This window comes from Providencia sp. PROV073 (assembly GCF_033688125.1).
GTDB lineage: Bacteria > Pseudomonadota > Gammaproteobacteria > Enterobacterales > Enterobacteriaceae > Providencia > Providencia hangzhouensis.
In genome coordinates this window covers 2458932-2485916 of sequence record NZ_CP096353.1, presented here as the reverse complement: position 1 = coordinate 2485916, position 26985 = coordinate 2458932, and the positions used below count along the sequence as shown (strand labels likewise).

General features: G+C 36.6%; 25 protein-coding genes. 20 read left to right on the top strand and 5 right to left on the bottom strand.

The genetic code is table 11. The annotated features are described in order from the left end of the window. Positions 1–70: 70 nt before the first annotated feature. The 9 genes from M1F17_RS11225 to M1F17_RS11185 all read left to right on the top strand — a co-directional run bounded on the left by M1F17_RS11225 (position 71) and on the right by M1F17_RS11185 (position 13517). Positions 71–1996: an ATP-dependent DNA helicase gene (locus M1F17_RS11225; protein WP_096864865.1), complete on the top strand. Its 1926-nt coding sequence runs from the start codon at positions 71–73 to the stop codon at positions 1994–1996. A gap of 94 nt (positions 1997–2090) precedes the next feature. Further along, complete coding sequence (gene tsaB, locus M1F17_RS11220; RefSeq protein WP_096864866.1) at positions 2091–2789, top strand: tRNA (adenosine(37)-N6)-threonylcarbamoyltransferase complex dimerization subunit type 1 TsaB; 699 nt, start codon at positions 2091–2093, stop codon at positions 2787–2789. Positions 2790–3034: 245 nt separating this feature from the next. Further along, the gene (locus M1F17_RS11215) at positions 3035–3637 is read left to right on the top strand and encodes a Slp family lipoprotein (RefSeq protein ID WP_004254971.1); all 603 of its coding nucleotides are present in this window, start codon (positions 3035–3037) and stop codon (positions 3635–3637) included. Positions 3638–4067: 430 nt separating this feature from the next. Beyond that, positions 4068–5756 (top strand): long-chain-fatty-acid--CoA ligase FadD, encoded by a 1689-nt coding sequence (gene fadD / locus M1F17_RS11210; protein WP_094963089.1) that lies wholly within the window; start codon positions 4068–4070, stop codon positions 5754–5756. Positions 5757–5840: 84 nt separating this feature from the next. Beyond that, positions 5841–6962 (top strand): ribonuclease D, encoded by a 1122-nt coding sequence (rnd, locus tag M1F17_RS11205; RefSeq protein WP_318836985.1) that lies wholly within the window; start codon positions 5841–5843, stop codon positions 6960–6962. A 442-nt stretch (positions 6963–7404) separates the two neighbouring features. Further along, a complete protein-coding gene (locus M1F17_RS11200) occupies positions 7405–8148 on the top strand; it encodes a Slam-dependent surface lipoprotein (protein ID WP_094963087.1) in 744 nt (247 codons plus the stop codon). A gap of 87 nt (positions 8149–8235) precedes the next feature. Next, positions 8236–9648, top strand: a complete 1413-nt coding sequence (locus tag M1F17_RS11195; protein ID WP_318836984.1) for a surface lipoprotein assembly modifier — start codon at positions 8236–8238, stop codon at positions 9646–9648. Between the two features lie 18 nt (positions 9649–9666). Further along, a complete protein-coding gene (locus M1F17_RS11190) occupies positions 9667–12678 on the top strand; it encodes a TonB-dependent receptor domain-containing protein (RefSeq protein WP_172767230.1) in 3012 nt (1003 codons plus the stop codon). A 65-nt stretch (positions 12679–12743) separates the two neighbouring features. Beyond that, positions 12744–13517 carry a TonB family protein gene (locus M1F17_RS11185; RefSeq protein WP_136134785.1) on the top strand — a complete coding sequence of 258 codons (774 nt, stop codon included), beginning with the start codon at positions 12744–12746 and terminating at the stop codon, positions 13515–13517. 125 nt (positions 13518–13642) lie between these two features. On the opposite strand, the gene minE is transcribed toward M1F17_RS11185, so the two are convergent. The 3 genes from minE to minC are packed head-to-tail and all read right to left on the bottom strand — an operon-like array spanning position 13643 to position 15468. Further along, positions 13643–13924 carry a cell division topological specificity factor MinE gene (gene minE / locus M1F17_RS11180; protein WP_004254951.1) on the bottom strand — a complete coding sequence of 94 codons (282 nt, stop codon included), beginning with the start codon at positions 13922–13924 and terminating at the stop codon, positions 13643–13645. A gap of 3 nt (positions 13925–13927) precedes the next feature. After that, the gene (gene minD / locus M1F17_RS11175) at positions 13928–14743 is read right to left on the bottom strand and encodes a septum site-determining protein MinD (protein ID WP_004254944.1); all 816 of its coding nucleotides are present in this window, start codon (positions 14741–14743) and stop codon (positions 13928–13930) included. Positions 14744–14766: 23 nt separating this feature from the next. Further along, the gene (gene minC, locus M1F17_RS11170; protein WP_094963083.1) at positions 14767–15468 is read right to left on the bottom strand and encodes a septum site-determining protein MinC; all 702 of its coding nucleotides are present in this window, start codon (positions 15466–15468) and stop codon (positions 14767–14769) included. Positions 15469–15597: 129 nt separating this feature from the next. Here minC and M1F17_RS11165 point away from each other — a divergent pair, with 129 nt between their 5' ends. The 7 genes from M1F17_RS11165 to M1F17_RS11135 all read left to right on the top strand — a co-directional run bounded on the left by M1F17_RS11165 (position 15598) and on the right by M1F17_RS11135 (position 19369). Then, entirely contained in the window at positions 15598–15846 is a 249-nt protein-coding gene (locus M1F17_RS11165; RefSeq protein WP_318836983.1) for a YcgL domain-containing protein, read from the top strand. 69 nt (positions 15847–15915) lie between these two features. Beyond that, positions 15916–17004: a lytic transglycosylase domain-containing protein gene (locus tag M1F17_RS11160; RefSeq protein WP_094963082.1), complete on the top strand. Its 1089-nt coding sequence runs from the start codon at positions 15916–15918 to the stop codon at positions 17002–17004. 19 nt (positions 17005–17023) lie between these two features. Continuing rightward, on the top strand, positions 17024–17680 hold the full coding sequence (locus M1F17_RS11155; RefSeq protein ID WP_094963081.1) for a fumarylacetoacetate hydrolase family protein: 657 nt from the start codon (positions 17024–17026) through the stop codon (positions 17678–17680). 20 nt (positions 17681–17700) lie between these two features. Beyond that, on the top strand, positions 17701–18141 hold the full coding sequence (locus M1F17_RS11150; RefSeq protein WP_096863699.1) for a YcgN family cysteine cluster protein: 441 nt from the start codon (positions 17701–17703) through the stop codon (positions 18139–18141). A gap of 30 nt (positions 18142–18171) precedes the next feature. After that, positions 18172–18294 carry a hypothetical protein gene (locus tag M1F17_RS11145; protein ID WP_256372542.1) on the top strand — a complete coding sequence of 41 codons (123 nt, stop codon included), beginning with the start codon at positions 18172–18174 and terminating at the stop codon, positions 18292–18294. 324 nt (positions 18295–18618) lie between these two features. Continuing rightward, positions 18619–18828 (top strand): hypothetical protein, encoded by a 210-nt coding sequence (locus tag M1F17_RS11140; protein ID WP_094963080.1) that lies wholly within the window; start codon positions 18619–18621, stop codon positions 18826–18828. 307 nt (positions 18829–19135) lie between these two features. Beyond that, the gene (locus tag M1F17_RS11135) at positions 19136–19369 is read left to right on the top strand and encodes a DUF333 domain-containing protein (protein ID WP_094963079.1); all 234 of its coding nucleotides are present in this window, start codon (positions 19136–19138) and stop codon (positions 19367–19369) included. A gap of 657 nt (positions 19370–20026) precedes the next feature. Here M1F17_RS11135 and M1F17_RS11130 read toward each other — a convergent pair. Further along, entirely contained in the window at positions 20027–20164 is a 138-nt protein-coding gene (locus M1F17_RS11130) for a hypothetical protein (protein ID WP_153673455.1), read from the bottom strand. A 797-nt stretch (positions 20165–20961) separates the two neighbouring features. On the opposite strand from M1F17_RS11130, the gene M1F17_RS11125 reads away from it, so the two are divergent. From M1F17_RS11125 to M1F17_RS11110, 4 genes are all read left to right on the top strand, one after another. Further along, on the top strand, positions 20962–21582 hold the full coding sequence (locus M1F17_RS11125) for a fimbrial protein (protein ID WP_181489662.1): 621 nt from the start codon (positions 20962–20964) through the stop codon (positions 21580–21582). Positions 21583–21701: 119 nt separating this feature from the next. Further along, entirely contained in the window at positions 21702–22403 is a 702-nt protein-coding gene (locus M1F17_RS11120; protein WP_004254911.1) for a molecular chaperone, read from the top strand. A 9-nt stretch (positions 22404–22412) separates the two neighbouring features. After that, a complete protein-coding gene (locus M1F17_RS11115; RefSeq protein WP_318836982.1) occupies positions 22413–24896 on the top strand; it encodes a fimbria/pilus outer membrane usher protein in 2484 nt (827 codons plus the stop codon). Beyond that, positions 24887–25882, top strand: a complete 996-nt coding sequence (locus M1F17_RS11110) for a fimbrial protein (RefSeq protein ID WP_094963076.1) — start codon at positions 24887–24889, stop codon at positions 25880–25882. The genes M1F17_RS11115 and M1F17_RS11110 overlap by 10 nt, the downstream gene beginning before the upstream one ends. Positions 25883–26073: 191 nt before the next feature. On the opposite strand, the gene M1F17_RS11105 is transcribed toward M1F17_RS11110, so the two are convergent. Then, positions 26074–26385 carry a helix-turn-helix domain-containing protein gene (locus tag M1F17_RS11105; protein ID WP_004254881.1) on the bottom strand — a complete coding sequence of 104 codons (312 nt, stop codon included), beginning with the start codon at positions 26383–26385 and terminating at the stop codon, positions 26074–26076. Positions 26386–26985 lie beyond the last annotated feature (600 nt).

The following is a 26985-nucleotide window of genomic DNA, read 5'->3' as shown; positions in this document are numbered from 1 at the left end:
ATTACCTAAGCAGGGTTAAGAAACTCATGGTAAAGTGTGCCCTCATTATTCCTAATAAATAGGTCATGTAGTGCACGACGATTTTTCTGCGGATGGCTTTTTAGCCAGAACAATTCCTGGTTTTCAGCCTCGAGAAGCACAAGTTACGATGTCGAATGCAGTAACCGAGTCGATTGAGCAGCAGCATGTGCTGGTGGCGGAAGCGGGTACTGGAACAGGAAAAACATATGCTTATTTAGTTCCTGCATTGCGTAGTGGAAAAAAAGTCATTGTTTCAACGGGATCAAAAGCCTTACAAGATCAACTGTATCACCGAGACTTACCGACAATTATTGATGCGATGAATTACACTGGACGGACCGCGTTATTAAAAGGGCGTTCGAATTATTTATGTTTAGAGCGATTAGACCAACAATCCCTTGGTGGTGGTAGTCTTGAGCCGGAAATATTGTCCGCTGTTGTGAGGTTACGCAGTTGGTCCATTGAATCTGAGCTAGGTGATACGAGCACTTGTCATGATATTGCGGAGGACAGCCCTGTTTGGCCGTTAGTGACTAGCACCAATGATAATTGTCTTGGAAGTGATTGCCCACGTTATCAAGAATGTTTTGTCTTAAAAGCACGACGTAAAGCTTTAGAAGCGGATATTGTCGTTGTGAATCACCATTTATTTATGGCTGATAGAGTCGTGAAAGATACAGGTTTTGGAGAATTAATTCCCCAAGCAGAGGTCATGATTTTTGATGAAGCGCACCAAATTCCTGATATAGCCAGCCAATATTTTGGTCAGCAACTAAGTAGTCGCCAATTGCTTGATCTGGCACGTGATATGATTATGGCCTATCGAACTGAGTTAAAAGACCAAGTGCAACTGCAAAAAAGTGCAGATAGGCTCACTCAAAGTACGCTAGATTTCCGGCTCAATTTGGGGGAAAACAGTTTTCGTGGCAATTTACGTGATTTACTAAAGCGCCCTGAAGTACAAAGGGCATTGACATTACTTGATGATTCTCTTGAACTTTGTTATGAAGTGATCAAAACCACTTTGGGCCGTTCACAGAGCTTAGACTCTATTTTTGAGCGTGTTACTATTTACCGAAATCGTTTGAACCGTTTAAAAGATGTGACAATTGCAGGCTACAGCTATTGGTTTGAAAGTTATGGTCGCCATTTTTTACTGGCACTAACGCCATTAACGGTTGCAGATAAATTCAGCGAAATGATCGCAAGTACGCCAGCCAGTTGGGTATTTACATCAGCAACTTTGTCGGTAAATGAAAAACTAAGTCACTTCACTGACCGTTTAGGTCTAGCCACGGCAAAAACGCTATTATTAGCCAGCCCATTTGATTATCAAAGCCAAACTTTATTATGTGTTCCGCGTTTTTTACCTGAACTCAATCAACGAGGCCTCGCGCAAAAATTGGCAACCATGCTACGACCTATGATTGAAAAAAATCAGGGACGTTGCTTCTTTTTATGTACATCACACCTGATGATGCGTGAATTGGCCGAGGAATTTAAATCTTCATTGACATTACCGGTTCTAATGCAAGGGGAAAGCAGTAAAAACAAACTGTTATCTCAGTTTATTGCTGCGGGGAATGCTGTTTTAGTTGCCACTAGTAGCTTTTGGGAGGGGGTTGATGTGCGAGGTGATGAATTAACTTGTGTCATTATCGATAAACTCCCATTTACTGCCCCTGATGACCCGCTATTAAGAGCGCGCATCGAAGATTGTGAATTACGGGGTGGAGATCCATTCTCGGATGTCCAATTACCAGATGCAGTTATTACTTTAAAGCAAGGTGTAGGGCGGCTAATTCGAGACACTAGTGATTATGGTGTCATCGTTATTTGTGATAACCGTTTAGTGACTCGCCCTTATGGTGAGGTTTTTTTACGTAGCCTTCCGCCATCACCACGAACAAGAAGTATACAAAAAGCAATTGCATTTCTTGAAGAGAAAAGGCAAGAAGTTAATAGAGTGAGGTAAATCCCACCTTGTTTTTCTGCTATTTCTACGGCCGTTTATGTTAATATAATCGGCATCTTTTAATCAGAAACTATTAATTTGCCGGAGTTTAGGCATGTCGAGTCGTATTCTTGCTGTTGATACAGCAACAGAAGCCTGTTCAGTCGCACTTTGGTGTGAAGGTGACATTATTTCGCGTTTCGCGATTTCTCCTCGAGAGCACACACAAAAAATTTTACCGATGGTTGAGGAAGTTCTTGCAGAAGCTGGGATGGGGTTGAACCAGTTAGATGCATTGGCTTTCGGGCGTGGTCCTGGTAGTTTTACGGGGGTTCGTATTGGTGTTGGTATTGCACAAGGGTTAGCACTAGGGGCTAATTTGCCCATGATTGGCGTTTCCTCTTTAATGACACTTGCTGAAGGCGCCTTTCGTATAATGGGGCATCATCAGGTATTAGTGGCTATTGATGCACGGATGTCAGAAATCTATTGTGCCCAATATCAGCGAACATCCGCAGGCCAATGGTTAGGTGAAGAAACTGAAGCAGTTCTACTTCCCGACGATTTTAAGAGCAAAGTGACAGGGCTTTCAGGGCTGTGGGGTTATGCAGGTACTGGGTGGGAGGCATATCCCTCATTGTTGAATGCATCAATTACATTAGCTAACAGTCATATTACGCTGCCTGATGCGCAAGATATGTTACCCATTGCTGCTCAATTATGGCAACAGGGAAAAGTGGTTGCCGTTGAAAATGTTGAACCTACTTACCTGCGTAATGAAGTTACATGGAAAAAATTGCCTGGTCGTGAATAATACACAGAAAATTAATTGATGTTGAATTGGCTATATCAGGTGATATGGCCAATTTTTTATATTACACACAAAACAAATCAAATATTGAATAATAAAAATACAAATCGAATCATTCAATAATTTAGGATATTATTAGGTGGTAAGATAATTCTTATGGCTACTTTTAACATATCGTGTTTTGTTTACTAAATGCTATTTAAAATTGTATTACCTGAATTTATAATATCGCTAATCGGAGGTGGTCTATGAATATTGAATTAAACTGCCGTAATGCACTTAAAGGTCTTTTTATTGCAAGCGTATTAGCGCTGACAGGGTGTGTTTCAATACCTGCTTCAATTCAAGGCTCGGTTCAAAACCCAACAGATAACTTAACATCGGTACAAAATGCTCCTGAAATGTATATTGGCCAAGAGGCGCGTTTTGGTGGGAAAGTCCTTGCAGTTGAAAACGAAGCAGCAAGAACACGTTTAGAAATTGCGGTGATGGCATTGAATAAATATGATGCAGCACCAGAGCTTAATTCCCCTTCAATTGGCCGCATTTATGCGTACTTAAATGGTTTTCGTGAGCCAAGTGATTTTACTAACCGTTATATCACTGTGGTGGGGAAAATCACGGGGGAACAGCAAGGGAAAGTAGGGCAAGTTCCTTATAAGTATGTCACGTTAGATGTAACAGGTTTCCAACGCTGGAATGTCGCACAAAGTGTTATGATCCCGCCGTCTGGCCCTTGGGGTTATGGTTATTATGGCGACCCGTATTTTTATAACCACCCATGGGGTTATGGTTATGGGTACGGTTATCCAGGAGGCCCAGTACCCGTACAAACTTATCTAACAGAATAACGATTATTTTTCTTTATTTAAAGGCCCCGATTATTGCGGGGTCTTTTTGTTTTCCGTAAAAAGATTATCTAAATAAGAGCTGATAAATAAGAGTGTTTAATAAAAGTATTAGCTAAAATTTAATCCCAGCAAAAGTGACTTCGGTTAATGTAATAGATTAAATCCCTTCTTAAGTGCGAGATAACCTTTCCAAAAATAGCGTAAAATCATGTATAATCAGGCAATCTTGTACAGATTTACATCTGTTTAACGAATTTAAGACAAACTAGGCGGCTTAGTCCGCCTAGTTTTTTCTTGAAGGAACAAAATTTATTTAGTGATAGACCTCTCAACCTTGACATTGTCTGTTTTTCAAACTGGTACGCTGAGTTAATAATTTGTTAAAAGAGATGTTGAGTATAATAACTTCACTAAATTCAGGAGTAACATTTTGGAAAAAATCTGGCTAAAAAATTACCCTGCTGATGTGCCGGAAGAAATCAATCCTGATAGCTTCGCTTCTCTAGCAGAGTTACTTGAAGATGCGGTCTCTCAATTTGCCGACCAACCTGCATTCATTAATATGGGAGCAGTGATGACTTATCGGAAACTTGAAGAGAGAAGTCGCGCTTTTGCCGCCTACTTACAAAATGGACTTGGTCTTAAAAAAGGGGATCGTGTCGCATTAATGATGCCAAACCTATTACAGTATCCGATTGCCCTGTTTGGGATATTGCGAGCAGGTATGGTGGTAGTCAACGTCAACCCACTTTATACCCCGAGAGAACTAGAGCACCAATTGAATGATAGCGGTGCAACCGCAATTGTAATTGTGTCGAATTTTGCACATACACTGGAAAAAATTGTTTTCAATACCAAAGTGAAACACGTCATTTTAACTCGTATGGGTGACCAGCTTTCACGTCCTAAAGCCACGATTGTTGATTTTGTTGTCAAATATGTAAAACGTTTAGTCCCTAAATATAACTTACCAGACGCCATCTCCTTTCGCCGTGCCATGCATTATGGCTATCGTATGCAATATATTAAACCTAACATTACTGGTGATGACTTGGCCTTTTTGCAATATACAGGTGGAACCACCGGTGTTGCTAAAGGGGCGATGTTAACTCATCGCAATATGTTAGCAAATATTGAGCAGGCAAGGGCAGCTTACGGGCCTGTACTGAAATTTGGTGCTGAATTTGTTGTCACCGCTTTACCGCTGTACCATGTTTTTGCATTGACAGTAAACTGCTTACTGTTTATCACTGTAGGGGGCGTTAACTTATTGATTACCAACCCTAGAGATGTACCTGACACCGTAAAACAACTAGGACGTTATCCCGTTACGTCAATTACTGGTGTTAACACGTTATTTAATGCGTGGCTGCATAATGAAGAGTTCAAAAAGTTGGATTTTTCACGTTTACGCCTTTCAGTTGGAGGCGGAATGCCCGTTCAAAAAGCCGTTGCAGAAAAATGGCAGAAGCTGACAGGGAAACATTTACTCGAAGGGTATGGGTTAACGGAATGTGCGCCACTAGTTACAGGTAACCCTTATAATTTAACCAGTTATAGCGGAAGTATTGGTTTACCTGTTCCATCAACAGATGTTAAATTTCTTGATGATAACGGCAACGAAGTCGCTATTGGTGAGCCTGGTGAAATGTGGGTAAAAGGCCCGCAAGTCATGAAAGGGTATTGGAACCGCCCTGATTCCACTGCTGATACGATAGTGGATGGTTGGTTAGCGACAGGGGATATCGCTGAAATTGATAGCGAAGGGTATATTCGTATTGTTGATCGTAAAAAAGATATGATCATCGTTTCAGGTTTTAACGTCTATCCAAATGAAATTGAAGATGTCATTTCTGCACATCCGGACGTGATAGAATGCGCTGCAATTGGTGTACCTAGTGAAAGTACAGGCGAAGCGGTTAAAGTTTTCGTTGTAACGAAAAATGCGAATTTAACGGGTGATGAGCTAAAAACCTTTTGCCGCCGTTCATTAACCGCGTATAAAGTCCCTAAGATATTTGAATTTCGTGATGAATTACCAAAATCTAACGTGGGTAAAATTTTACGTAAAGACCTACGTGATGAAGAAAAATTGCAAAGAGAAAAATCACAAGTATGATTGTGGTTTAGTCTTGAACTATGAATAGATGACGCCGGTTTTAGCCGGCGTCATTGTGATGAAAATAACAAAGAGAAACTTGTTTTGAATTATCGTTTAGTAACTACAGATAGCGAATTAGCCCAAGTATGCCAAGAGGCGGGTAATGCACCATGGCTCGCTTTGGATACCGAGTTTGTTCGTACCCGAACATATTACCCACAGCTAGGTTTGCTACAGCTATATGATGGAAAGCAAGTTTCGTTAATTGACCCATTATTAATGACGGATTTTAGCCCGTTCAAAGCACTTTTAACGAATCCTGAGCAACTTAAATTTTTACATGCAGGTAGTGAAGACTTAGAAGTGTTTATGCATGATTTTGATTGTGTCCCTGAGCCGATGATCGACACGCAAGTTGTGGCGGCATTTTTAGGTTATCCAATTTCTTGTGGTTTTGCATCATTGGTTGCTGAACATTTAGGTATTGAACTAGACAAAAGTGAATCACGGACAGACTGGCTTGCGCGTCCTCTGAGCGAAAAACAATGCGATTATGCAGCCGCAGATGTGCTGTATTTGCTGCCATTAGCTGAAATTCTAATGGAAAAAGTGACTGAAGCGGGCTACTTGGAAGATGCCAAAGATGAGTGTCAACGTGTTGTGGCTCGTCGGCAAAAAGCCTTAAAGCCAGAAAAAGCCTACATGAATATCCATAATGCATGGCAGCTACGTGATGAACAGCTCGCTTGTTTGCAATTATTAGCCGAATGGCGTTTAAACCAAGCTAAAGCCCGCGATATGGCAGTTAACTTTGTAGTAAAAGAAGAGCATCTATGGAAAGTGGCTCGTTATTTACCGAGCTCTCTGGGTGAACTTGATGCACTTGGCTTAACTGGGCAGGAAATTCGTTGCCATGGCAAGCGCTTGTTAGCCATTGTCGAGCAAGCAAAGCAACTTGAAGAAAGTGAATACCCAACACCTGTAGCGAATATTACGGAACAGAGCCAATACAAAAGCTTATTTAAAGAAATTAAAGCGGTGGTCAAAGATATTGCTGAAAATGAAAAATTTAATGCAGAACTATTGGCTTCTAGGCGGCAAATTAACCAATTATTGTCGATTCATTGGGGGTTAAAATCTTCGGTTACACCTCCTGAGCTGTTGTCGGGGTGGAGAGGGCGATTACTCGCCGAGCCCATTACAAAGTTATTAGCAAACGAGTAATATATTAAGGTACAAGAAGAAAGCTTCTTGTACCTTATTTAAATAGCTTAGCTTATTTATAATCTTCAATCTTATCTTCATTTTTATTTATTATTCATTCAATAAACTTATAAAAATATACGTCACATTTACTTGTGGGTGTATTTATCTTATTTTCACTCAAAATTTGTAATTACTCTTAAAAATTCAATTAATACTTAATGTAAAACGCAATAAATAAAACTATCCATTATAGGGTCTTTAATTAACCAGTTAAAAAATAAAAGGTTATTTTATTTTTATGGTTTAATAATAAAAGATTGAATTATATCCCTTACATTTGTAAATAAAAATCATTTTCATATACTGAATCTCGAACATTAAAGGAAAGAATAATCTTTTATTTAATGTGTTTCGTTAATAAACCAACCTAATTCAAACTTCTATTTAAGAGGGTGAATAAATGAAAAAATTATCACTAATTACAGTCGCAGTATCTTTGTCTATATTTTCTGTTGGTGTTATGGCAGAAACGGAATCAAAACAGAGTTTAGATTATAGTGATGGCCTAACAAACATTATTGTTGGTAAAACCCAATCAACCATGGGGCCACACGGTGGTAGTATTGGTGCACCGGGTATCGGTTCTCGACATAAAATGGGGGGAATGATGATATCGTTTTCAGGCTTAAAAAACTTAGTCACGCAAAAACCAAACAACGTGTATGTTTTGGAAAGTGGCGGTAGCCCGCACGGTGGAATGGGTAAGTTCCAATTTAGCCAGGTTGCAGATGCCGAGGTATATTTCGGTGATTGGTCACAAACTGGGGAAACTGATGATGCAATGCACACGGTTTATTTCTCTGGTGAGAATGCAACGACAGAAGTGCCAACCAGTGGCCAAGCAACTTATACTATAGCGGGTATTAACCAGTTTGCAGGTGAAGAAAAACAGGCAGGTTGGTTTAATGCTGACTTCGCGGATAAATCATATACAGGTGCATTAGAAGGAGTAAATAGCCACTCCATGGAAGGGGCTATTGAAGAAGACGGTAAATTTAGTGGTACTGCCATTGCCAATGGAATACACCAAGGTGATAGTATGGGGCAACTCTTTGGTGATAATGCAGAACAAGTGGCAGGTATTCTCTCTTATGAGAATAACCGTGAGTTAGACACGGCATTTGGTGGCCAGAAAGACGAATAATTACTGAACATATAATTAGCTAAAAAAAGTAGGCAAAAGTGATTTTGTCTACTTTTTTATTTTTGTCATTAAAATGGTAGCCTAATCATGTTATTTTTTAATAAAAAAACACATTTAATATATTTGAGTTTATTATTACTTTTTTCTCTCCCTTCGGTATTGTCAGCTCAAGAGCTAAAAGGAGGAGTTATCGGTAATTTAAAAGATTATAGTAACAAAAAACATCAATCAGAAATAAATAATGTTAAATATAGTGAAAAAAATATCGACGAACTTGGTTTTATTCTTTATGATCTCATTCAGAGACAAGATTTTGACAAAATAAATGAAATTATTGGTAATTACGTTGACCATAAAGACCACGATAAAGAATTGGTTAAATATATTCATTCAGAAAGGGCAGTTTTAAATAAACAGTATGATTTAGCAATTAGCCTATATAATGAGATTTTAATTCACAAGCCTAATATGTTATTGGTTGAGTTAAAACTTGCACAAGCACTGACTTATGTTAAGCACTATGAATCAGCATTATCAATATATCAAAATATCAAAGTTAAATATAAAGAAAGAATATCAAATGGGTTAACTAAATTTATTAAAAGTCAAATAATAGATTTAGAAAATAAAAATCGTTGGCAAGGTACGATTAAGTTAGGCTCAAGTTATGATTTTAATTTAAATGAAGCATCAAATAGCCGTGAGATGTACTGTTTTCGTAGTAAATGTATGAATAGTAGTAACCAGTCTATCGCTGGTGGAAAGTGGCATTATTATACTAAACTATCAAAGCGTTTTCCTCTAGTAGGAAACCACTCAACGGTACTCTCATTAGGTGTGGTTGGGGTGGAGCCAATGAAAACAGTCACGGCTAGAAAAACGAATATATATGTTACTGGGGGGTATCAATTTGATAACGCGAATACAACGTTCCATATACAGCCCACCCTTGAGGCTAAATGGCACGATAACCAATACTATAATTTAAGCCTAGGAGGAAAAATAGCGACAGAATACATGTTAAATCATCGAGTAACCTTGTTAGGTAATATTGAATATAAAAATAAAACTTACCCTTATAAGTATAGTTTTAATAACGGCGATAAATGGGTTTATTCAGTTACTGCTACCTATTTAATGAACCCTCGATTAATGGTTTTTGGCAGTTTTTATGGAGCCAATAGAAAAAAGCAATACGATAGTGATAGCTATGTACAGTATGGGGTTAGGGCGGGTTTTCTAAAAGTAACCGAACTGTGTGATCTACTTGTTGCGATAGGTTATAAGCAAACAAATTTTGAACAGTTTGATGCATTTTTGAATGTAAAAAGAAAAGATCATAATGGGTATTTAAATACCCAATTAACATTTGATAAAAATAAAATATTAACTTTTACGCCTTCTATTTATTTTAATAGCCAAGTGAATAAAAGTACTGCAGATATTATTTATTCTTTTAAGCAAAGTGAAGTCGGTGTCAATTTCACCAAGAAATTTTAATTTTCACCGGAACAGATAATGAAAATCAAAACAGTGATAGCCATTAATATCGCAACAGGGTTATCTATTGGCAATATTACAAACTTAGTCTATGCACAACAAAGTGAAAACATCGGTTCTATTGTGGTAAATGATAAAGCGGCCACAATCAAAGAGCGTGATAGAAAAGGGGCGGATGACCAATATGATAAAGATGAATCAAATATTTACATTAGTAAAGAAGAAATTGATCGTTATAAAGGTACTAACCCCGCAGACACTATTAACCATGCGGTAGGGGTATATAGTGGAGATGCCCGTAATAGCGGGGCAATAGACCCCAATGTTCGGGGTATACAGGGGCAAGGGCGTGTCCCGGTGACTGTAGACGGTACAGAGCAAGCTATCACTGTTTGGCGTGGTTATAATGGGGCGAATAATCGTAATTATATCGACCCGAATATGATTAGTAGCATTAAGGTAATGAAAAGTGCAACGCTAGACCGCAATGTGCGTACATCGACGGGGGGAGGAGTTGCTATAACAACGCTAGGCATTGATGACGTTGTGGATAAATACGACAAGTTTGGTTTTGATATTAAATTAGAAACATCGAGTAACTCGACAAAACCGAGGGTTAATCAATTAAGCCACGGTATAGATTACCGTGATGATAAGCGGCTATTGAATACGTTAGACATGCAGAAGTTTCGTGGGATTTATTTTAAAGATCACGAAATGCTTGTTGATCCTCGCAGTAAAGGTAACGCTAATTTCTTTAATCTGCAAGATAACGCAGCGCGTATTGCCGTTGGGACACGGCAAGAAAAGTTTGATTTGATGCTAGCATACAGCTATCGCAACCAAGGTAATTATTTTGCTGGGCGCCGAGGGGCGGGTAAATTTTATGACGACATCATTACTTATGACCCTAATAACTCAAATAAAGCGATAGACCCATATATGCCCTTCGTAGCTAGGATTTATGGGCCAAATAAAGAGGTGGCGAATACATCAAATGAAATGTCGACATGGTTAGCTAAATTAAATTTAATGCTACCTAATTCACAGGACTTATCCCTTGGTTATATGCATACATCAAGTCATTATGGCGAAATCATGCCATCGCAAATTCGTTATCATGATTTAGAGGGAAAAATTCCACAATGGCCTTTAGCTAACTTGGCGTTAAATACTTTTTACGCCAATTATTCGTTCAAACCCGAATCCATTGGTTGGATTGACTTTCGATTAGGCTATTGGTTGACAAAAACTAATTTAAACTCAAATACCGCAGGTGGCCAACCTAGGGAACCAGTGGAAAGGGATTGGAATTATGAATTTGGTCGAGATAAAAATGTAGCTAAAAATCCTGCTATCAATGGCACCTTAGTTGATGGGATTAAATTAAACCAACTAAACGATCGCTATGGTGTTTCATTATCCAATAAATTTCAAATTACACCTGAATTTAAAGTGACTTTAATGGGAAGCTTAATTGATGAAACTATTGGTAGCCGTGAAGATATCTTTAATTCGGACTCTAGCCCAAAGGGTAACATGTTCCGAGCTATCCCAAGGGAAGGTAAGCGTCGAGAATATAATGGGACTATTCGCTTTGATTGGCAGCCTACTGATTGGTTAAGTCTGAATGCGGGGGCTCAATATATTAGCTACTGGTCAAGGGATTTATTAAAAGAGAGACGTATTGCGGCTAAAGATATAAATTATGCACCTTATAGCCATATAACGGCGAGAAATTTTCGACTCTCTCGTGTGTTAAGTGAGAAAGAGTACCAAGTCATACAAGAGTATGTTGATGATAAAGGGAAGACATTTAAAGATACAGCAGAAAGATCTTATGAAAGGCGAATCTTTATCGGAAAAGCACTAAATATGAAAGCAGATTCATTAATGTATGCTCACTATCGAATGGATGTAAATAAAAAAAAATTTGAGTTTAGAATTACAGAAAGAAACAATATAGTAAAATGGAAGGTGGATGAAAATAACCGGTTTATACGAAAAAATAATCCATTCTATAATGGCGAGATTGATTTAAAAGAAGAAATAATTGACCCCGTAACAGGCTTAAAAGCAAAAAAATACCGAAAAGCAGATATTACTAATAACGGGTATGATGAAGTGAAGTATTCCAATAAACAAAAATTTAAAGCGCCAAAAAGAAATGAAGAATCAGCTTGGGCTCCGGCATTAGGGGCAACAATTTATTTAACAGAGAACGATCGAATATTTGGGCGTTATTTAGAAACCGTTAGGATGCCAAGTATCTTTGAAGACACTATTGGTTTTTCGGGGGGAAGAGAGCCGAATTACACGCCACCGGTTTATTTGCCAGAACGCAGCCATACGATAGAACTGGGATATGTGCGTAATTTCCAAGGTCTCGTCGCGGCAGAAAACCATGCTGATTTACGCATAAACTACTATAACACGGTTGTTACAAACGCATTTGATAGGAACTACAGGTTAGTCTTTACGCAGGTTGATAAACATAACACGGCCGGTTTGGAACTGTTGGCGCGTTATGATAATGGCTGGGTATTCGGTGACTTAGGTGTGGATTACCGCTTAAAAAATGAGGTTTGTGATGAAGTTTCATTGATGGTAATGGATCCCTATAACCAATTTGGTGGCTCAGAGTGTACAACAGCAGGGTTCCCTGGCGGCTATTTGCGTACTCAATTGCAACCTAAGTACAGCATTCATGCCAACCTAGGTTTGCGCTTCTTAGATGAACGTTTAGAAGTGGGTAGCCGCATGCGTTATCACAGCAAAGCAAAAAATGAAGATGAAGCGGAAATGATGGATAAATACCCGAACCAGTATGCGCCATTAAACAATGACCCGATGAGTTGGAATGCCGTTTTTACCGCTGATGCTTATGTTAATTATCAGTTTAATAAAGACCTATCATTTGAATTATTAGCCACAAACTTATTTGATGAATATTATATAGACCCATTAACCCGCAGTATGATGCCTGCACCGGGTAGGACTGTGCGTTTCAATGTAACAAGTCGCTTCTAAAAGGGATCCCCTTCGCTGATGCCGCTGTATTTTGGTATTGGCGAAGGGTTGTTAGGGATATTAAAATGCTTACTCTACGTTTTAATTTTGCTGTTATGGTTTCTTTATTATTCCATTTTGGCATCGTTTTTTATTGTTTAAGTATAGAAAAAACACGTTCTGCACAAATTTATACACCAATACAAGCAGCTATTGTTTCTGTTTCATTGATGCAAAATGTAATTGAAAAGCAAGTAAACGATACAATATTAAATAATAAGCTATCAGGGGGCTTACTTGCTGAATCACAACAAAATGAAAATGCAGTAATTAAAGTTGCTAATAAAAAAAGTTCACATAGCGATGAAAATAAAATTTCTGATGATCAGAAAAAAGTCATCAAACAGAAAGAGGAAAAACAAACTAATAAAAAGGTTACTCAGCAGAAAGAGCCGCAACAAAAAAGTGAAAAAAATGATGATGTAAAACAAGAGCAGCATGTGGGGAAAAACGATAATCAATCTAATGCGGCAGGCCAGAAGGGAGCACAAAGGACGACCTCGGTAGGAAATGCAATAGATTCAACTTATCAAAGCTATATTGATAAATTACGTAGTGAAATTGAACGACATAAACGTTACCCAAGAAAAGCGAGAAATACCAATATCCAAGGAGTTGTAAAAGTAAGTTTTCAACTTTCCTCATTAGGGGAAATTACGATGGTGCGTATAGTTAATTCCTCAACACATAATACGCTCGACCAAGCTGCGTTATCAGCTGTACAGAAAAGCCGCTCAGTAGGAGCACCGCCAGAAGGTTTAAAAAAACTGATAACAATGGAAATTAAATTTGAATTATAAAAGGAATAGGTTTTTCCTTTAGCGAAATCATCATGTAACCATTTGATTAATTGGGCTAAATCATAAAAAGTAAGCCGCAAGCTATTGCATGAAACAAAAGTTAGACAGCGGCTTTCTTTCACGAATTATTTTTCTGTTGTCGTTTTTATGTCGTCACCTTCTGGCAACGTAACGTTTAGTTCAAGAACAGAAATATCATCCCCTTTTTGCTCAAATTGCACTGATAACATCTCAGGGTCAACTTGGACATACTTACAGATAACCTGCAAAATATCTCTTTTCATATCTGCAAGATATGGGGGCTCGCTATCACCACGGCGGCGTTCTGCAACGATGATCTGTAATCGCTCTTTTGCGATATTCGCTGTCGTTTTTTTTCTCGACAGAAAGAAATCCAATAAAGCCATTATTTACCCCCCAAATAGGCGTTTTAAGAAACCTTTTTTCTCTTCTTCAATGAAACGGATAGGGCGATCTTCACCTAAAATACGTGCAACACAATCATCATAGGCTTGGCCTGCATCAGACTCTGTATCCAGAATAACGGGTTCGCCTTGGTTGGAAGAGCGCAGTACAGATTGGTCTTCAGGAATAACACCGATCAAAGGAATACGCAGAATTTCCAGAACATCTTCCATGCTTAGCATATCACCACGCGTTACACGGCCTGGGTTATAGCGTGTTAGCAATAGGTGTTCTTTAATTGGTGCTTCGCCTTTTTCTGCGCGGCGTGATTTTGACGCTAAAATACCCAAAATACGGTCTGAGTCGCGAACAGAAGAAACTTCTGGGTTGGTAGTAATAATAGCTTCGTCAGCAAAATATAGTGCCATTAAGGCGCCACTTTCAATACCTGCGGGGGAATCACAAACAATAAAATCAAAACCAAGATCGTCACTTAATTCGTCAAGAATTTTGCCAACGCCTTCACGAGTTAATGCGTCTTTATCGCGTGTTTGCGAAGCAGGTAAAATAAATAAATTCTCGGTGCGCTTATCTTTGATTAAAGCCTGATTAAGGGTTGCATCACCTTGGATAACGTTTACGAAGTCATAGACTACTCGACGTTCACACCCCATGATAAGGTCAAGGTTACGTAGGCCGATATCAAAATCGATCACTACAGTTTTGTTCCCTTTTTGTGCCAGGCCAGTAGCTATGGCCGCGCTTGAAGTGGTTTTACCAACGCCACCTTTACCTGAAGTCACTACAATTATGCGTGCCATGAATAATTCCTTGTAAATAAGGTCTAATTTAAATATTCGATGTTAAGTTTGTTATCAACTAAACAAAGTTTAGCTGCTTTGGCGAGAAATTCAGCAGGGATTTGATCGCTCAGCCAATATTCACCTGCAATTGAAACCAGCTCAGCTTGCAAATGAGTACAATAAATCTGACTTTCAATATCGCCGGAGGCTCCAGCTAATGCACGGCCTCGCATCACGCCATAAATATGGATATTACCATCTGCTAATAGTTCTGCACCTGCACTAACATTGCTTGTGACGATCAGATCACTATTTGGTGCATAAATACGTTGTCCAGAACGAACAGGGGTATTGATAATACGAGTTTTACGATATAAAGGTTCAGCTTGAACTACAGCAGCCGGGGGTTCAGGCTGAATTTCAACAGGTTTTTGGCTTTTACCTTCGCTTAATATTGGTAAACCCGCATCGTTTGCTTTTTGTCGCATTTGTGGGTCAGTGCACCCACTGATACCAACAATACGTAATCCCGCAGAAATAACAGATTTATGAATACTCTGTAAATCTGCATTTGGGGATAATTCAGCGATGTTAATCACGACAGGAGCATTTTTAAAGAAATCAGGAGCCTGATTTACTTTATCTTGCAGCGATTTTTTGATGAGTTTAGGCTCTTCACTGTATAAGTGAATAACTGAAAGAGTAAAACTGCTGCCTTTAAGTTCTATTGGCGATTGTGGCATCTATCCAGACTCAGCAAATTAAAATTTCCGAAACAATCCTCGGGTGAAGATATTCTGTAAAACAATAGCATGTTATAGTTACTGCATACTTCAAGCAAGCTAATGAACTAAGAAAAAGAGTTAAATATAATGATTTGTGCAATTTATAGAAGCCCTAAGCGTGACCAAACTTATCTTTATATTGAGAAGAAAGATGATTTTTCACGTGTTCCTGATGAATTATTAGCCCAATTTGGAACACCTCAATTTGCTATGCTCGTCTCATTAGATAAGCGTGAAAAGCTTGCCAATGCTGACTTGGCAAAGGTTAAATCTGATCTCATAGAGGTTGGTTATTACCTACAATTCCCACCTCCGGTGGAAAATTTGCTTTCATAACACAAAGAACTGAATAACTAGAGCAAATTAAGAAAATCCTGAAAAGCAATAACACTCTGGAGGAGACGAATGAAACCAACGTTATTATATACATTAGTCGCTGGTTTGTTTTTAACAAGTTGTTCTGCAACGCAGAACGAATCAGTTGTTACTCAACCGATTACAGTAGAACAAAATGCGGCTATAGCCCAAGAAGTCGTTGCTTTAGACAAAGCATTCCCTATTGAACAACGTGAACCGTCACAATTTCCTGCTTATGTGGAATTACTGAAAGAACATGCTATTACTCAGGGGATTAAGCCAGACACCATTGAACGTGCTTTTGCTAATGTTCATTTTATTGAGCGTGTTGTGAAAGCAGATAAAGGCCAACCAGAGAAAAGGGCGACGGTTACATTAGCAAGCTATTTAAAAAATGTACTCCCACAATCACGTATCAATGCGGGCTATGACAAATATTTAGAAAACAAATCCATTCTAGATGCTATCAGTGATAAATATGGCGTTCCACCTCAGTTCATTGTTTCGTTATGGGGACTAGAAAGTGGTTTTGGACGTTCACAGGGTAAAGAGGATGTGGTTTCAGCACTTGCGACATTATCTTTTGAGGGGCGAAGAGAAGCGCTTTTTAGCAAACAACTTTTAGCTGCGCTTGAGATAATGGATAAAGGCTATATTCCAGAAGATCAACAACTTAAAGGTTCATGGGCTGGTGCTATGGGCCAAAGTCAATTTATGCCAACCTCCTATTTGTCCTACGCAGCGGACGGTGATGGTGATGGAAAAATGGACATCTGGAATAATAAATCTGATGTATTTGCATCCATCGCTAATTATTTGTCAACAGAAGGTTGGCAAGCACAATTGCCATGGGGTTACCAAGTTAATTTACCTGCAGATTTTAATAAAACGTTGGAAGGCGTAAAAGCGGAACAAGGGAAATCTGTCAGTGAATGGCAGGAACTAGGCGTGGCATTACCTGCATTTGCTCAGTTACCTTCAGACGTAAAAACGTGGGTGGTTATCCCTGATGACCCTGAAGGCAGGGCATTTTTAGTGACTGAAAATTTCCGTACCATTATGCATTGGAACCGCTCATATTATTTTGCATTGAGCGTATGCATGATGGCAGATGGTATCGCTAATAAAATAAAATAACGATAATAGGAGTACTATTATGTATCAACATCGTGACTGGCAAGGTGCGTTACTTGATTTTCCTGCAAATAAAGTTGTTTGTGTTGGTAGTAATTATGCAAAGCATATAAAAGAAATGGGGTCTGCTACACCGGAAGAGCCCGTTATTTTTATTAAACCAGAAACTGCTTTGTGTGACATTACTCAATCAATTGTTATTCCAAAAGACTTTGGTTCTGTTCATCATGAAATTGAGATGGCAATTTTAATTGGTATGCCATTAAAAAATGCGGATGAAGACCGTGTATCACGCTCTATCGCAGGTTATGCAGTTGCATTGGATTTAACCTTACGTGATTTACAAGCTAAATTTAAGAAAGCTGGTCAGCCATGGGAAAAAAGCAAATCATTTGACGGGTCATGCCCAATTTCGGGTTTTATTCCTGTCAGTAGCCCGAATGATTTACAAAATGTTCAGCTTTCTTTAGAAATTAATGGTGAAGTTCGCCAAGAGGGCTCGACGCGTGATATGATCACCCCAATTTTACCACTGATTAGCTATATGTCCCGTTTTTTCACATTGCGTGCAGGGGACGTTATTTTAACGGGAACACCTGAAGGTGTTGGCCCATTAGCTTCTGGTGATATGCTAAAATTATCAATTAATGATCACTCGCTGACTACTCGGGTTATTTAAGTATAGGATTAATAAGTATTATGTCGCAGTTCTGGCAAGTTAAAACTTTAGATGAAATGACAGATGAAGAGTGGGAATCTCTTTGTGATGGTTGTGGGCAGTGCTGTTTGCACAAGTTAATGGATGAAGATACTGATGAAATCTATTTCACTAATGTCGCTTGTAATCAGCTAAATCTAAAAACTTGCCAGTGTAAGCATTATGAAGACCGCTTCAGTTATGAAGCGGATTGCATAAAGCTTAATCGCTATAACTTAGAAACGTTTGGATGGTTGCCAAGTACTTGTGCTTACCGTTTGTTATTAGAAGGGAAAAGTCTCCCAGCTTGGCATCCATTAAAAACAGGGTCCAAAGCGGCTATGCATAATGAAGGTGTGTCCGTTCGCCATATTGCTGTCAGAGAAATTGATGTGGTGGACTGGGAAGAACACATAATGAATAGGCCTATGGGTAAGGGATAGTAATAAATCCTCAATATACAATAAATTATTATGGAAATTTCGTTACTAACAGTAGGCTTAGTTGCCATTCTAAATATTGCTATTTTGCCTGCGATGATTTCTTTTTTTGAAAAATTTAGCCAAGCGGCATTGATGATGTTTTATACATTTTAATCGATGTATTATAGTGCTTTGAATAAAAGTAGACAGTAATAATCATCATGTTAAAACTGGGTGTGATTATTTATCCTATTAATAATAAGAATACTTATAATTAATACTTCATATTACATCTAATTACGAGTTTTTCTGACTTAAAACTTTAAGTGCATAAAAAATTATCTTTATAATTGATCATTAACCAGTATTTTCCCGCTATGGCTTAAATTACAACATTTTTTATTTAAGAAAACATTGTAATTTGTGACCTCTCATTTTGCCTTTCTCAAGATACTTCGCTAATCTATTTTTAGTAAATACAAATGTAGGGGGATGGAAATGAAAACATTCGGTGTGGTACTCACAATTATTGGCCTCGTTACTGCGATTATTTCTTACAATATGGATGTAAGCATTCCTATTGTTTATGGGGAAAGTGTGAAAGATATGGGCCTGGCATTTGATAGACAGAATTATATTATTGGTAGTTTGTTAGTCGCATTTTGTGGTGTTTTAATTGTCCTATTTGACAATAAAAGACGGAAGTAAAATAGGCTTTATGGCTTACAAATAGATATATAGTCATAAAATGTTAGCTAGTATTATTTGATATAATCCAGATATTGATAGATATAAGTAAGATGCCAATAATTACTCTTAGAGGTAAACATGGCAGGCTGACAGTTGAAATTTTAAGTAATAATGCTGATAGACTAAAGTAATTTATTGACTGTTGTTGATGAAGTTTTGAACATTAAATGCGATGTTGTTTTATTTATGAATAAAAAACAGTTTATATTAGTTTCATTCCGTTATAATAAACAAACATTCCAAACTGACCTAAAAAATATTTCTTATGAAGAAAGTACTTGTATTAGCTAGTTTAGTGCTCATTTCTGGATGTGTTTCCAATAAAACCGAAATAGAGCCTAAGGCTGTAGGCATGGCAAATCCAGCATCAGTATATTGCGAACAAATTGGAGGGACTCTGGAAATTGTAGATACAGCACAAGGGCAGGTAGGTTACTGTATTTTACCATCAGGTGAAAAAGTTGAAGAATGGGCTCTATACCGTCAGAAAAAACACTAATCAATCATTCACTTCTTGATTACCACAGCAAAAATCTTTTGCAAGATTTTTGCTGTGGCTCCAATCTAACAATATTTCTATTTTAGATTAATCATTTCTTGAAATTAGCCGATATTACTACCTGCAATATATGTGCTTTTATCAGTTGATCAACTAGATAACTATGTTGATGTACACGTGAAATTCTTCGTAGACACATTATGCGGGGAGTTCCCATATTTTGATGGCCTTATATGGATTTTGTAAGGGTGTCATCATATTTTTATGGCAAATTATTGATATAAAATATTTTTATCTATTAATGTCTCATAATCGATAATTTATGGTACTAAAATAGAAACAGCTACCTTATGTTATGTAATTGCTAAATAAATTAGGCTTATTAGAGCGATTGATTTACTAAAACGGCGCTAAACTGTCCGTGAATAGAAAAATAATAGGCAGATAAAGCGTCTTTTATCGATGGCTTTTTGGTTTAGATCACACTTTAACACTCATAGTGAGTGATTTAGGAATATTCTTAATGTTAAAATTTGCCGTATAGATCACATTTTCATAGAGTGTTCGTTTTAAGAAAACACTCTTATTTTCATATGGTTAGAAAATGAGAAAATTGACATAACACAGGCTATAGTTTGTTCAGTTAATCATGTTTTCTTATTCTATATCAAAAATAATGATAATTTTTTTTAACATAGGTTCGACTAAATGATTTGATATTCTATTTTTTACTTCAATAAGAAGTTGAATGAATAAAGGATTATATTGCGATTTTATCACTATTTCTTCTTTCATATTTATTTCCATCACTCCATTTATTTTTTAATTTAGATTAAAATCGATATTTACCTCGCTTAAAAACATATTTTAAAATTATAATAATGACTAAAGTTGATTGTTGATATAAAAGAATATCTATACACTCATAATGAGTGAAATTGATGTTCAAGCATAATAATTCGGAATTCAATATTTTTAATTGTTTGGAGTGACATATCTTTACAGATCAATAATCATTAATTTAATTAATGATTTAACCCTAATTAGATACTCTATAATGGATTAATTTTATAGTGATAATGTGAGATAAAGTGTCAAAATGTAAATGAAAATATATATTAAATCTAAATATAATGATTTTTGTTGTTTTTTATAATCTGTATTTTTAAGTCTTGTTGGTTTTTAATCTTGTATTAAAAAAAAATTAGATATTAAAAACTAAATGTTAGGCTTTTCACGAGTAAATTAGTGAATATTGAAAATCAAAATACCCAATCAATGCCTGTCATTTAATAGTTTGTAACTATCAAAAAAATAAATTAGCGATGAAAAAAACGATTTGATAAAACTTAAGTTATTATGTATCCTCTCTTCGAAATCATATAGAGCATATGGTTATAAATTCTAAATAGGACTAATTAAGAAATATATTTATTTGCATTAAACGAATGGTTCAAAGTGAAACATAAGCCATAAGTCATACTCCATGTATGATTCGGCTTTTGTTTGTATTTTTTACCTAACAATAAAACAAAAACTTAATCAGTTCTTTTTAATGTAAAAAATAATTACCCTCATATTAGGAAATGAAAATGAAGAAAGTACTACTGACTGCAGTTGCAACAACTATTATTGGGTTATCAACAGCTAACGCTGCAAGCACCAACGTTGGTGGCGGCCAAGTTAACTTTCACGGTAAAGTAACGGATGTTTCTTGTACTGTTTCTGTTGATGGACAAGGTAGTGATGCTAGTGTTTACTTAGCACCAGTATCATTAACAGAAGTACGTGACGGTGGTGCAGATGCATTGTTAAAGCCAAAATCTTTTGTTATTGATGTAACAAACTGTGTTGCAGCAGATGTTAAAGATGTTGCTAATGACTCGGCTATTGATAAAACATTATTAAACGTTAACTGGACTGGTGGTAACTTACTGCAAGGTGCATCAGGTAATTCAGAAGGCTACTTAGCAAATACTGAAACTACAGGTGCTAAAAATATTCAATTAGCACTTTCAACTGATGATAACTCTGACTTGTCAGGTAAAATTATTCCTGGCAATCCATCTCAGAAAAAAGTTAAAGGTGATTTGACTAAAGTTGAAAATGGGGCTCGTTTCCAATATTACGTTGGTTACGCAACTTCTACACCTAAAGATGTAACAACAGGTGAAGTTAAAAGTTATGCAACTTATGAAATCACTTACCAATAATAACTTAATAAGCTAATTTCTTATTAGTTTTAGTTACGTAAGTAATCTTTAAATATTAACTTAATCAGCTTTACTATGATAAGCGGTAGGTATACTGCCGCTTTTATTTTGAGGATCAAATGAAAGCAATAGTATTTATCTTCTGCTTCATTTTCAGTACGCATTCATTTGCTAATAATATTATCGTTAATGGTACACGGTTTATTTATCCTGGAAATGAAAAAGAAATTACCGTGCAATTAAATAACACTGCCGACCGTCCTGCAATTGCACAGGCGTGGCTTGATACAGGTGATGCGTCAGAAACACCGGATACGATAAAAACACCATTTCAGATTACACCGCCAATCTCTCGTGTAGAAGCTAAAGGTGGACAAACTTTACGAATTAAATTAATGGATAAAGGAAGCATTCCTCAGGATCGCGAAAGCTTATGGTGGTTGAATATATTAGATATTCCCCCTATGGCTAAAGCTAAAGAAGGCGATAGTCAGAATGTATTGCAATTAGCGATCCGCTCTAGATTTAAATTCTTTTATCGGCCAACAGGCCTGAGTAGCCGTGAATTAGCGCCAGAGCAACTTGTTATAAAAGCAAATGGGAAGAGTATTATTATAGATAATCCGACACCTTATTATATTACTATTACAAAAATTTCAACGGATGGTAAATCTGGGTTGAATGAAAAAACAATTTTATTAGAACCGAAATCTCAAATGATAGTTGAATTAAAACAAGTCGTAAGGTCAGGAAGTCATATCGTAATTAATAATATTAATGATTATGGTTCAGATATTTCGGTGAAAACCACCGTTAAATAGGAATATATAATGAAACAGCGAGAGTTAATAAATAAATATAGCAATACGCTCTCTGTGGCTTGCTTTGTCACTGCATGCATAGTGCCTACGTTTTATGCTTGGGGTGAAGAAGATACAACCTATGAATTTAATAGTGGTTTTATTATAGGTAGTAAAGAAGATGTTGATTTAACACGTTTCAATTCTTCAGGGATTAGTCCCGGAAAATATTCAGTTGACGTATATACAAATAACAATTGGAAGGGACGCTACGACCTTAATTTTGAAGAAGAGAAAAGTGGTCAATTAGTAGTCTGTTATACACCACAAATGTTATCTGATTTTGGTATTAATATTGAAAAACTAAACCCTACAGTTAGTAAAGATAGTAATGCTTGTTTACCATTAAAAGACTGGAATGACCAAAAAGACGTCGTTGATACATTTCATTCTTCTACATTGCGTTTAGATATTTCTGTTCCGCAAATATATGAACAGAGAATTTCCCGTGGTTATGTTTCTCCCCAATTTTGGGAAACGGGAATTCCTGCACTAAATATCGGTTATATGGCTAACTATTATGATAACCATACTAGTGGTTCAAAAGGAACTAATAACGCCAGTGCTTATTTGGGGCTGAATGCTGGTTTAAGCTTTGATGGATGGTTGCTTAAACATATTGGAAATTTTAACTGGCAACGTCACGATGGAACGAATTGGAATAGTAATCAAACATATCTGCAAAAACCAATAACCGAACTAAAGTCAAAAGCGACAGCAGGACAGTTTTATACAGATGGTGATCTCTTTGACAGTATTAGTTTACGAGGCGCAAAAATAGCAACAGATGACAATATGTATCCTGATGGAATGTCAACATACGCGCCTGAGATTAGGGGAATAGCACAAAGTAATGCTTTAGTAACGGTAACGCAAAATAATTCTATTATTTATCAAACAACAGTTGCGCCAGGACCTTTCAGCTTAACGGATGTCTATCCATCAGGTTACGGAAATGATTTAGTTGTAACGGTAAAAGAAGCTGATGGAAGTGAAAGCAGCTTTAGCGTGCCATATTCTTCATTAGCACAGTTATTACGTCCTGGTTTTACACGTTATCAAGTTTCTGGTGGTAAAGCGGATGCGGATGGACTGAGAAATCGTCCATTTATTATGCAGGGTACTATTCAGCATGGTTTAAATAATACATTTACGCTATATGGCGGCGTCACTGCATTTGATGATTATCAAGCCTACTTAGTAGGTACCGGTGTTAACACAGGGTTTGGTGCAATTGCTGTAGATTTAACTCAGTCGAGAACAGCATTCAAATATAAAACAGAAAATGGGCAAAGCTACCGTTTAACTTTTAGTCGTTTATTTACTCAAACTGATACTAACTTAGTGCTAGCTGCTTATAGGTATTCAACGAAGGATTACTATAACGTCAGCAATGCATTATATGCGATAGATAATGATAAGCGTGGCGTAGAGAATACTTTAGGACGTGAGAAAAATGGTTTCAGCTATACAGTAAATCAAAATCTTCCTGATGGTTACGGTGGGATTTATTTTACGGGACGTATTTCTAATTATTGGGATAAGTCGGGGACAGAAAAGCAATATCAATTAAGTTATAACAATAACTTTAACCGTCTTTCTTATGGTGTCGCATTTATGAGAGTTTATGCAGATAATACGAATAATAAAAAAGATGATCGCATTAACATAAACTTTAGTTACCCACTGTATTTTGGCGAAAGTCAGAGTGCAACACTGACCTCAAATACGACATTCAATAATGAAAAATTTGGCTCTAGCCAAATCGGTGCGAGTGGTGCATTCGATAGGGATAATAATTGGACTTATGGCGTAAATACCTCTGTTGCAAACGGTGGACAGAAGAATATTGGTTTGAACACAGGTTACCGTACACCATTTGTTAATACGAATGCGAATTATAGCCAAGGTCAGGGATATCGTCAGTTCGGTCTTGGCGCAAATGGTTCGGTTATTGTGCATTCTGAGGGCGTAACATTAACACCGAATACTTCAACAACGATAGCTCTGATCGAAGCGAAAGGAGCGGAAGGAGCATCAATCATGGGTGCACCTGGAACTCGTATCGATGGAAATGGTTATGCTGTTGCTCCTTATGTTAGGGCTTATCGTATTAATAATGTAGAAATTGATCCGAAAGGAAGTCCTGAAGATATTGTTTTTGAAAATACGGCCACACAAGTCGTTCCTTATGAAGGAAGTATCGTTAAGGTTAAATTTAGTACTAAAGTCGAAAAAAATATTGCATTTAATGTTGTAAGGCCTGGAAATAAACCATTGCCATTTGGGGCTAACGTTACTGATATAAATGGTGAATCCATAGGTATCGTTGGTCAAGGTGGAACCGTATTTATTAGTAGTGAAACTGCAAACGTTGCAATTATAAAATGGGATAATGGGCAGTGTTCATTTTCTTTAGAAGCTAGCAATAGTAAGGAAATTTTATGTCAATAACGAAACAAATTCGCTTGTATATCGGAGTTGGTGTGTTTCTTACCGCTAGTTACGTTTCTGCGTATTGTGATAGAACCTCAACTCGGACATATGTATTAAATATGCAGATGGGGAGGGTCGTGGTAGACCCTAACTTAAAGGTTGGGGATACTATTGCGGAGCAAACTTGGGATATGCGGGAAAATTCAAGTGCAATATATGCATATTGTACAAGAAATACACCGATAACGGCTTCGGTTACTATGCCAAGTTTAGTTCCAGTAGGAAATAAGGTTTACCAGACAAACGTTCCTGGAATTGGCATGAAATTCCACCGTGAAGGTGCAGTGAGAATGACGTATCCGGATACATTTTATGCCCCTAGATCAAGTAATTATTATCTTGCGGGATCAAAGTTTATTTTAACTTTAGTGAAAACCGCTCCTGTTACAGGCTCAGGAACTATAGCTAGTGGCCTTTATACATCTTATGGGTACATTCCAAATAATAACCCATTTTTGATCACTAAATTAGATGCTGAAGCGATAACAATAGTTTCTCCGTCTTGCCAAATTGAAGGGGGAAGCGAAAAAAATGTTTATCTTGATCCAATTAAACGTTCACAATTAAATGGTATTGGAACAACGGCAGGTGAAAAAGATTTTGATATTCGCTTAATATGCAGCGGTGGTGTCAGTATTTCTGGTTTTGCAAATGTTAATATGACTTTTAGTGGTGATATTCCAAAAAACATGAATAATCGACAAGGTGTTTTGGTTAATCAAAATAAATCCACCAGTGGAGCTGCGGGAGTTGGTATACAAGTTTTAGAGCGTAAGACTAATAAATCACTTATATTTAATGAAAAATATAAAGTTGGAAATTTAGTTGACCGGCAAACAAAATATCTTGACTTAAATTATAAAGCTCGTTATTACCAATATGAACGAACAGTCTCTGCTGGAGAAGTGAATTCTAAAATGGTTTTCAATATTACCTATGATTAAAATATTATATATAAAATTTATTGCTAAAACCATTAGTTAATTTTATGAAATTTAAATGTATGGCTAATCTTCATATAGAGGATTAGCCTTTTTACTTTTATAGTTCTAAAGAAAGTGAAGTACAAATAACACGGGATGGAAATGTCTATGTTACTTGCATTTTATTTATATAAATTAATTTTTTATTTACATTAAAAGTTATCTTTAGAGGGGGCAATGACACTTTCAGCTGTATATATTAGCTCTTGGTTGAGTTCATTAGATGGTTCATTTTTATTTGATTTTGAATTGCTTACATAACCTTGGAAAAACCATTCAATAGGGCAATTTAATGCTTCAGCAATATCCACTAAATGATTAATTGGAATTTTGTTAATACCATTTTCATAACGAGATATTTGCTGTTGACTTAAATTTAATTTATCAGCTAAATTCGCACCTGATAGACCGAGCTCTTTTCTCCGGTTTTTTATTTTTATACCAATTATAGTATGAATGTCCATATGACATCCTCAATTTATATGAAAAGTTGTTATTTAATGCACTTAATTCAAATTACGTTTCATAGTATATTAAAAAATAAATAGATTTAAAAGTTTTAATGAACATAATTATGATGAAAATCGCTATTTTTAGTTTGGTTATTTGCAATAAGATAGCATTACTTTTAATGTGGTTATTGTTGTTGAATAAGTAAAAATATCTATCGTTACTATTTTTCATAGCGAAAAATATAAATTTTAAATTTCCTTTATAGTTATTTTGTTTTATTTTTCTTTAAAATCAAATTATTGCATCCTTGTTGTTGTGATAAAATTATCAGGAAGCAAAGTTAATATATCGTTACGGCATGTTAACTTTTTGTTTTTTTACTTAATTTTCACTTAAAGTATTTAGTTATTAAAATTAAAGGTAAAAAATAAATCAATGATATTTATGACATATTAATTTAATTGATATTAACTCAATGCTTAAATCATCTTAAATGATTACTCTATTAATGGAACATCTTCATCAGACATATTATGCCACGACCTAGATTTTATTATTGAGATATTGTGCACTTTATTATATATATATTTTTCCTCGCGCTAAACAAATTT

Bases quoted from the DNA above. Each gene is read 5' to 3' on its own strand.
- tsaB (WP_096864866.1), top strand. From the start codon at position 2,091: ATGTCGAGTCGTATTCTTGCTGTTGATACAGCAACAGAAGCCTGTTCA.
- M1F17_RS11215 (WP_004254971.1), top strand. From the start codon at position 3,035: ATGAATATTGAATTAAACTGCCGTAATGCACTTAAAGGTCTTTTTATT.
- M1F17_RS11200 (WP_094963087.1), top strand. From the start codon at position 7,405: ATGAAAAAATTATCACTAATTACAGTCGCAGTATCTTTGTCTATATTT.
- M1F17_RS11195 (WP_318836984.1), top strand. From the start codon at position 8,236: ATGTTATTTTTTAATAAAAAAACACATTTAATATATTTGAGTTTATTA.
- M1F17_RS11190 (WP_172767230.1), top strand. From the start codon at position 9,667: ATGAAAATCAAAACAGTGATAGCCATTAATATCGCAACAGGGTTATCT.
- M1F17_RS11185 (WP_136134785.1), top strand. From the start codon at position 12,744: ATGCTTACTCTACGTTTTAATTTTGCTGTTATGGTTTCTTTATTATTC.
- minE (WP_004254951.1), bottom strand. From the start codon at position 13,924: ATGGCTTTATTGGATTTCTTTCTGTCGAGAAAAAAAACGACAGCGAAT.
- minD (WP_004254944.1), bottom strand. From the start codon at position 14,743: ATGGCACGCATAATTGTAGTGACTTCAGGTAAAGGTGGCGTTGGTAAA.
- minC (WP_094963083.1), bottom strand. From the start codon at position 15,468: ATGCCACAATCGCCAATAGAACTTAAAGGCAGCAGTTTTACTCTTTCA.
- M1F17_RS11165 (WP_318836983.1), top strand. From the start codon at position 15,598: ATGATTTGTGCAATTTATAGAAGCCCTAAGCGTGACCAAACTTATCTT.
- M1F17_RS11160 (WP_094963082.1), top strand. From the start codon at position 15,916: ATGAAACCAACGTTATTATATACATTAGTCGCTGGTTTGTTTTTAACA.
- M1F17_RS11155 (WP_094963081.1), top strand. From the start codon at position 17,024: ATGTATCAACATCGTGACTGGCAAGGTGCGTTACTTGATTTTCCTGCA.
- M1F17_RS11150 (WP_096863699.1), top strand. From the start codon at position 17,701: ATGTCGCAGTTCTGGCAAGTTAAAACTTTAGATGAAATGACAGATGAA.
- M1F17_RS11145 (WP_256372542.1), top strand. From the start codon at position 18,172: ATGGAAATTTCGTTACTAACAGTAGGCTTAGTTGCCATTCTAAATATT.
- M1F17_RS11140 (WP_094963080.1), top strand. From the start codon at position 18,619: ATGAAAACATTCGGTGTGGTACTCACAATTATTGGCCTCGTTACTGCG.
- M1F17_RS11135 (WP_094963079.1), top strand. From the start codon at position 19,136: ATGAAGAAAGTACTTGTATTAGCTAGTTTAGTGCTCATTTCTGGATGT.
- M1F17_RS11130 (WP_153673455.1), bottom strand. From the start codon at position 20,164: ATGAAAGAAGAAATAGTGATAAAATCGCAATATAATCCTTTATTCATT.
- M1F17_RS11125 (WP_181489662.1), top strand. From the start codon at position 20,962: ATGAAGAAAGTACTACTGACTGCAGTTGCAACAACTATTATTGGGTTA.
- M1F17_RS11120 (WP_004254911.1), top strand. From the start codon at position 21,702: ATGAAAGCAATAGTATTTATCTTCTGCTTCATTTTCAGTACGCATTCA.
- M1F17_RS11115 (WP_318836982.1), top strand. From the start codon at position 22,413: ATGAAACAGCGAGAGTTAATAAATAAATATAGCAATACGCTCTCTGTG.
- M1F17_RS11110 (WP_094963076.1), top strand. From the start codon at position 24,887: ATGTCAATAACGAAACAAATTCGCTTGTATATCGGAGTTGGTGTGTTT.
- M1F17_RS11105 (WP_004254881.1), bottom strand. From the start codon at position 26,385: ATGGACATTCATACTATAATTGGTATAAAAATAAAAAACCGGAGAAAA.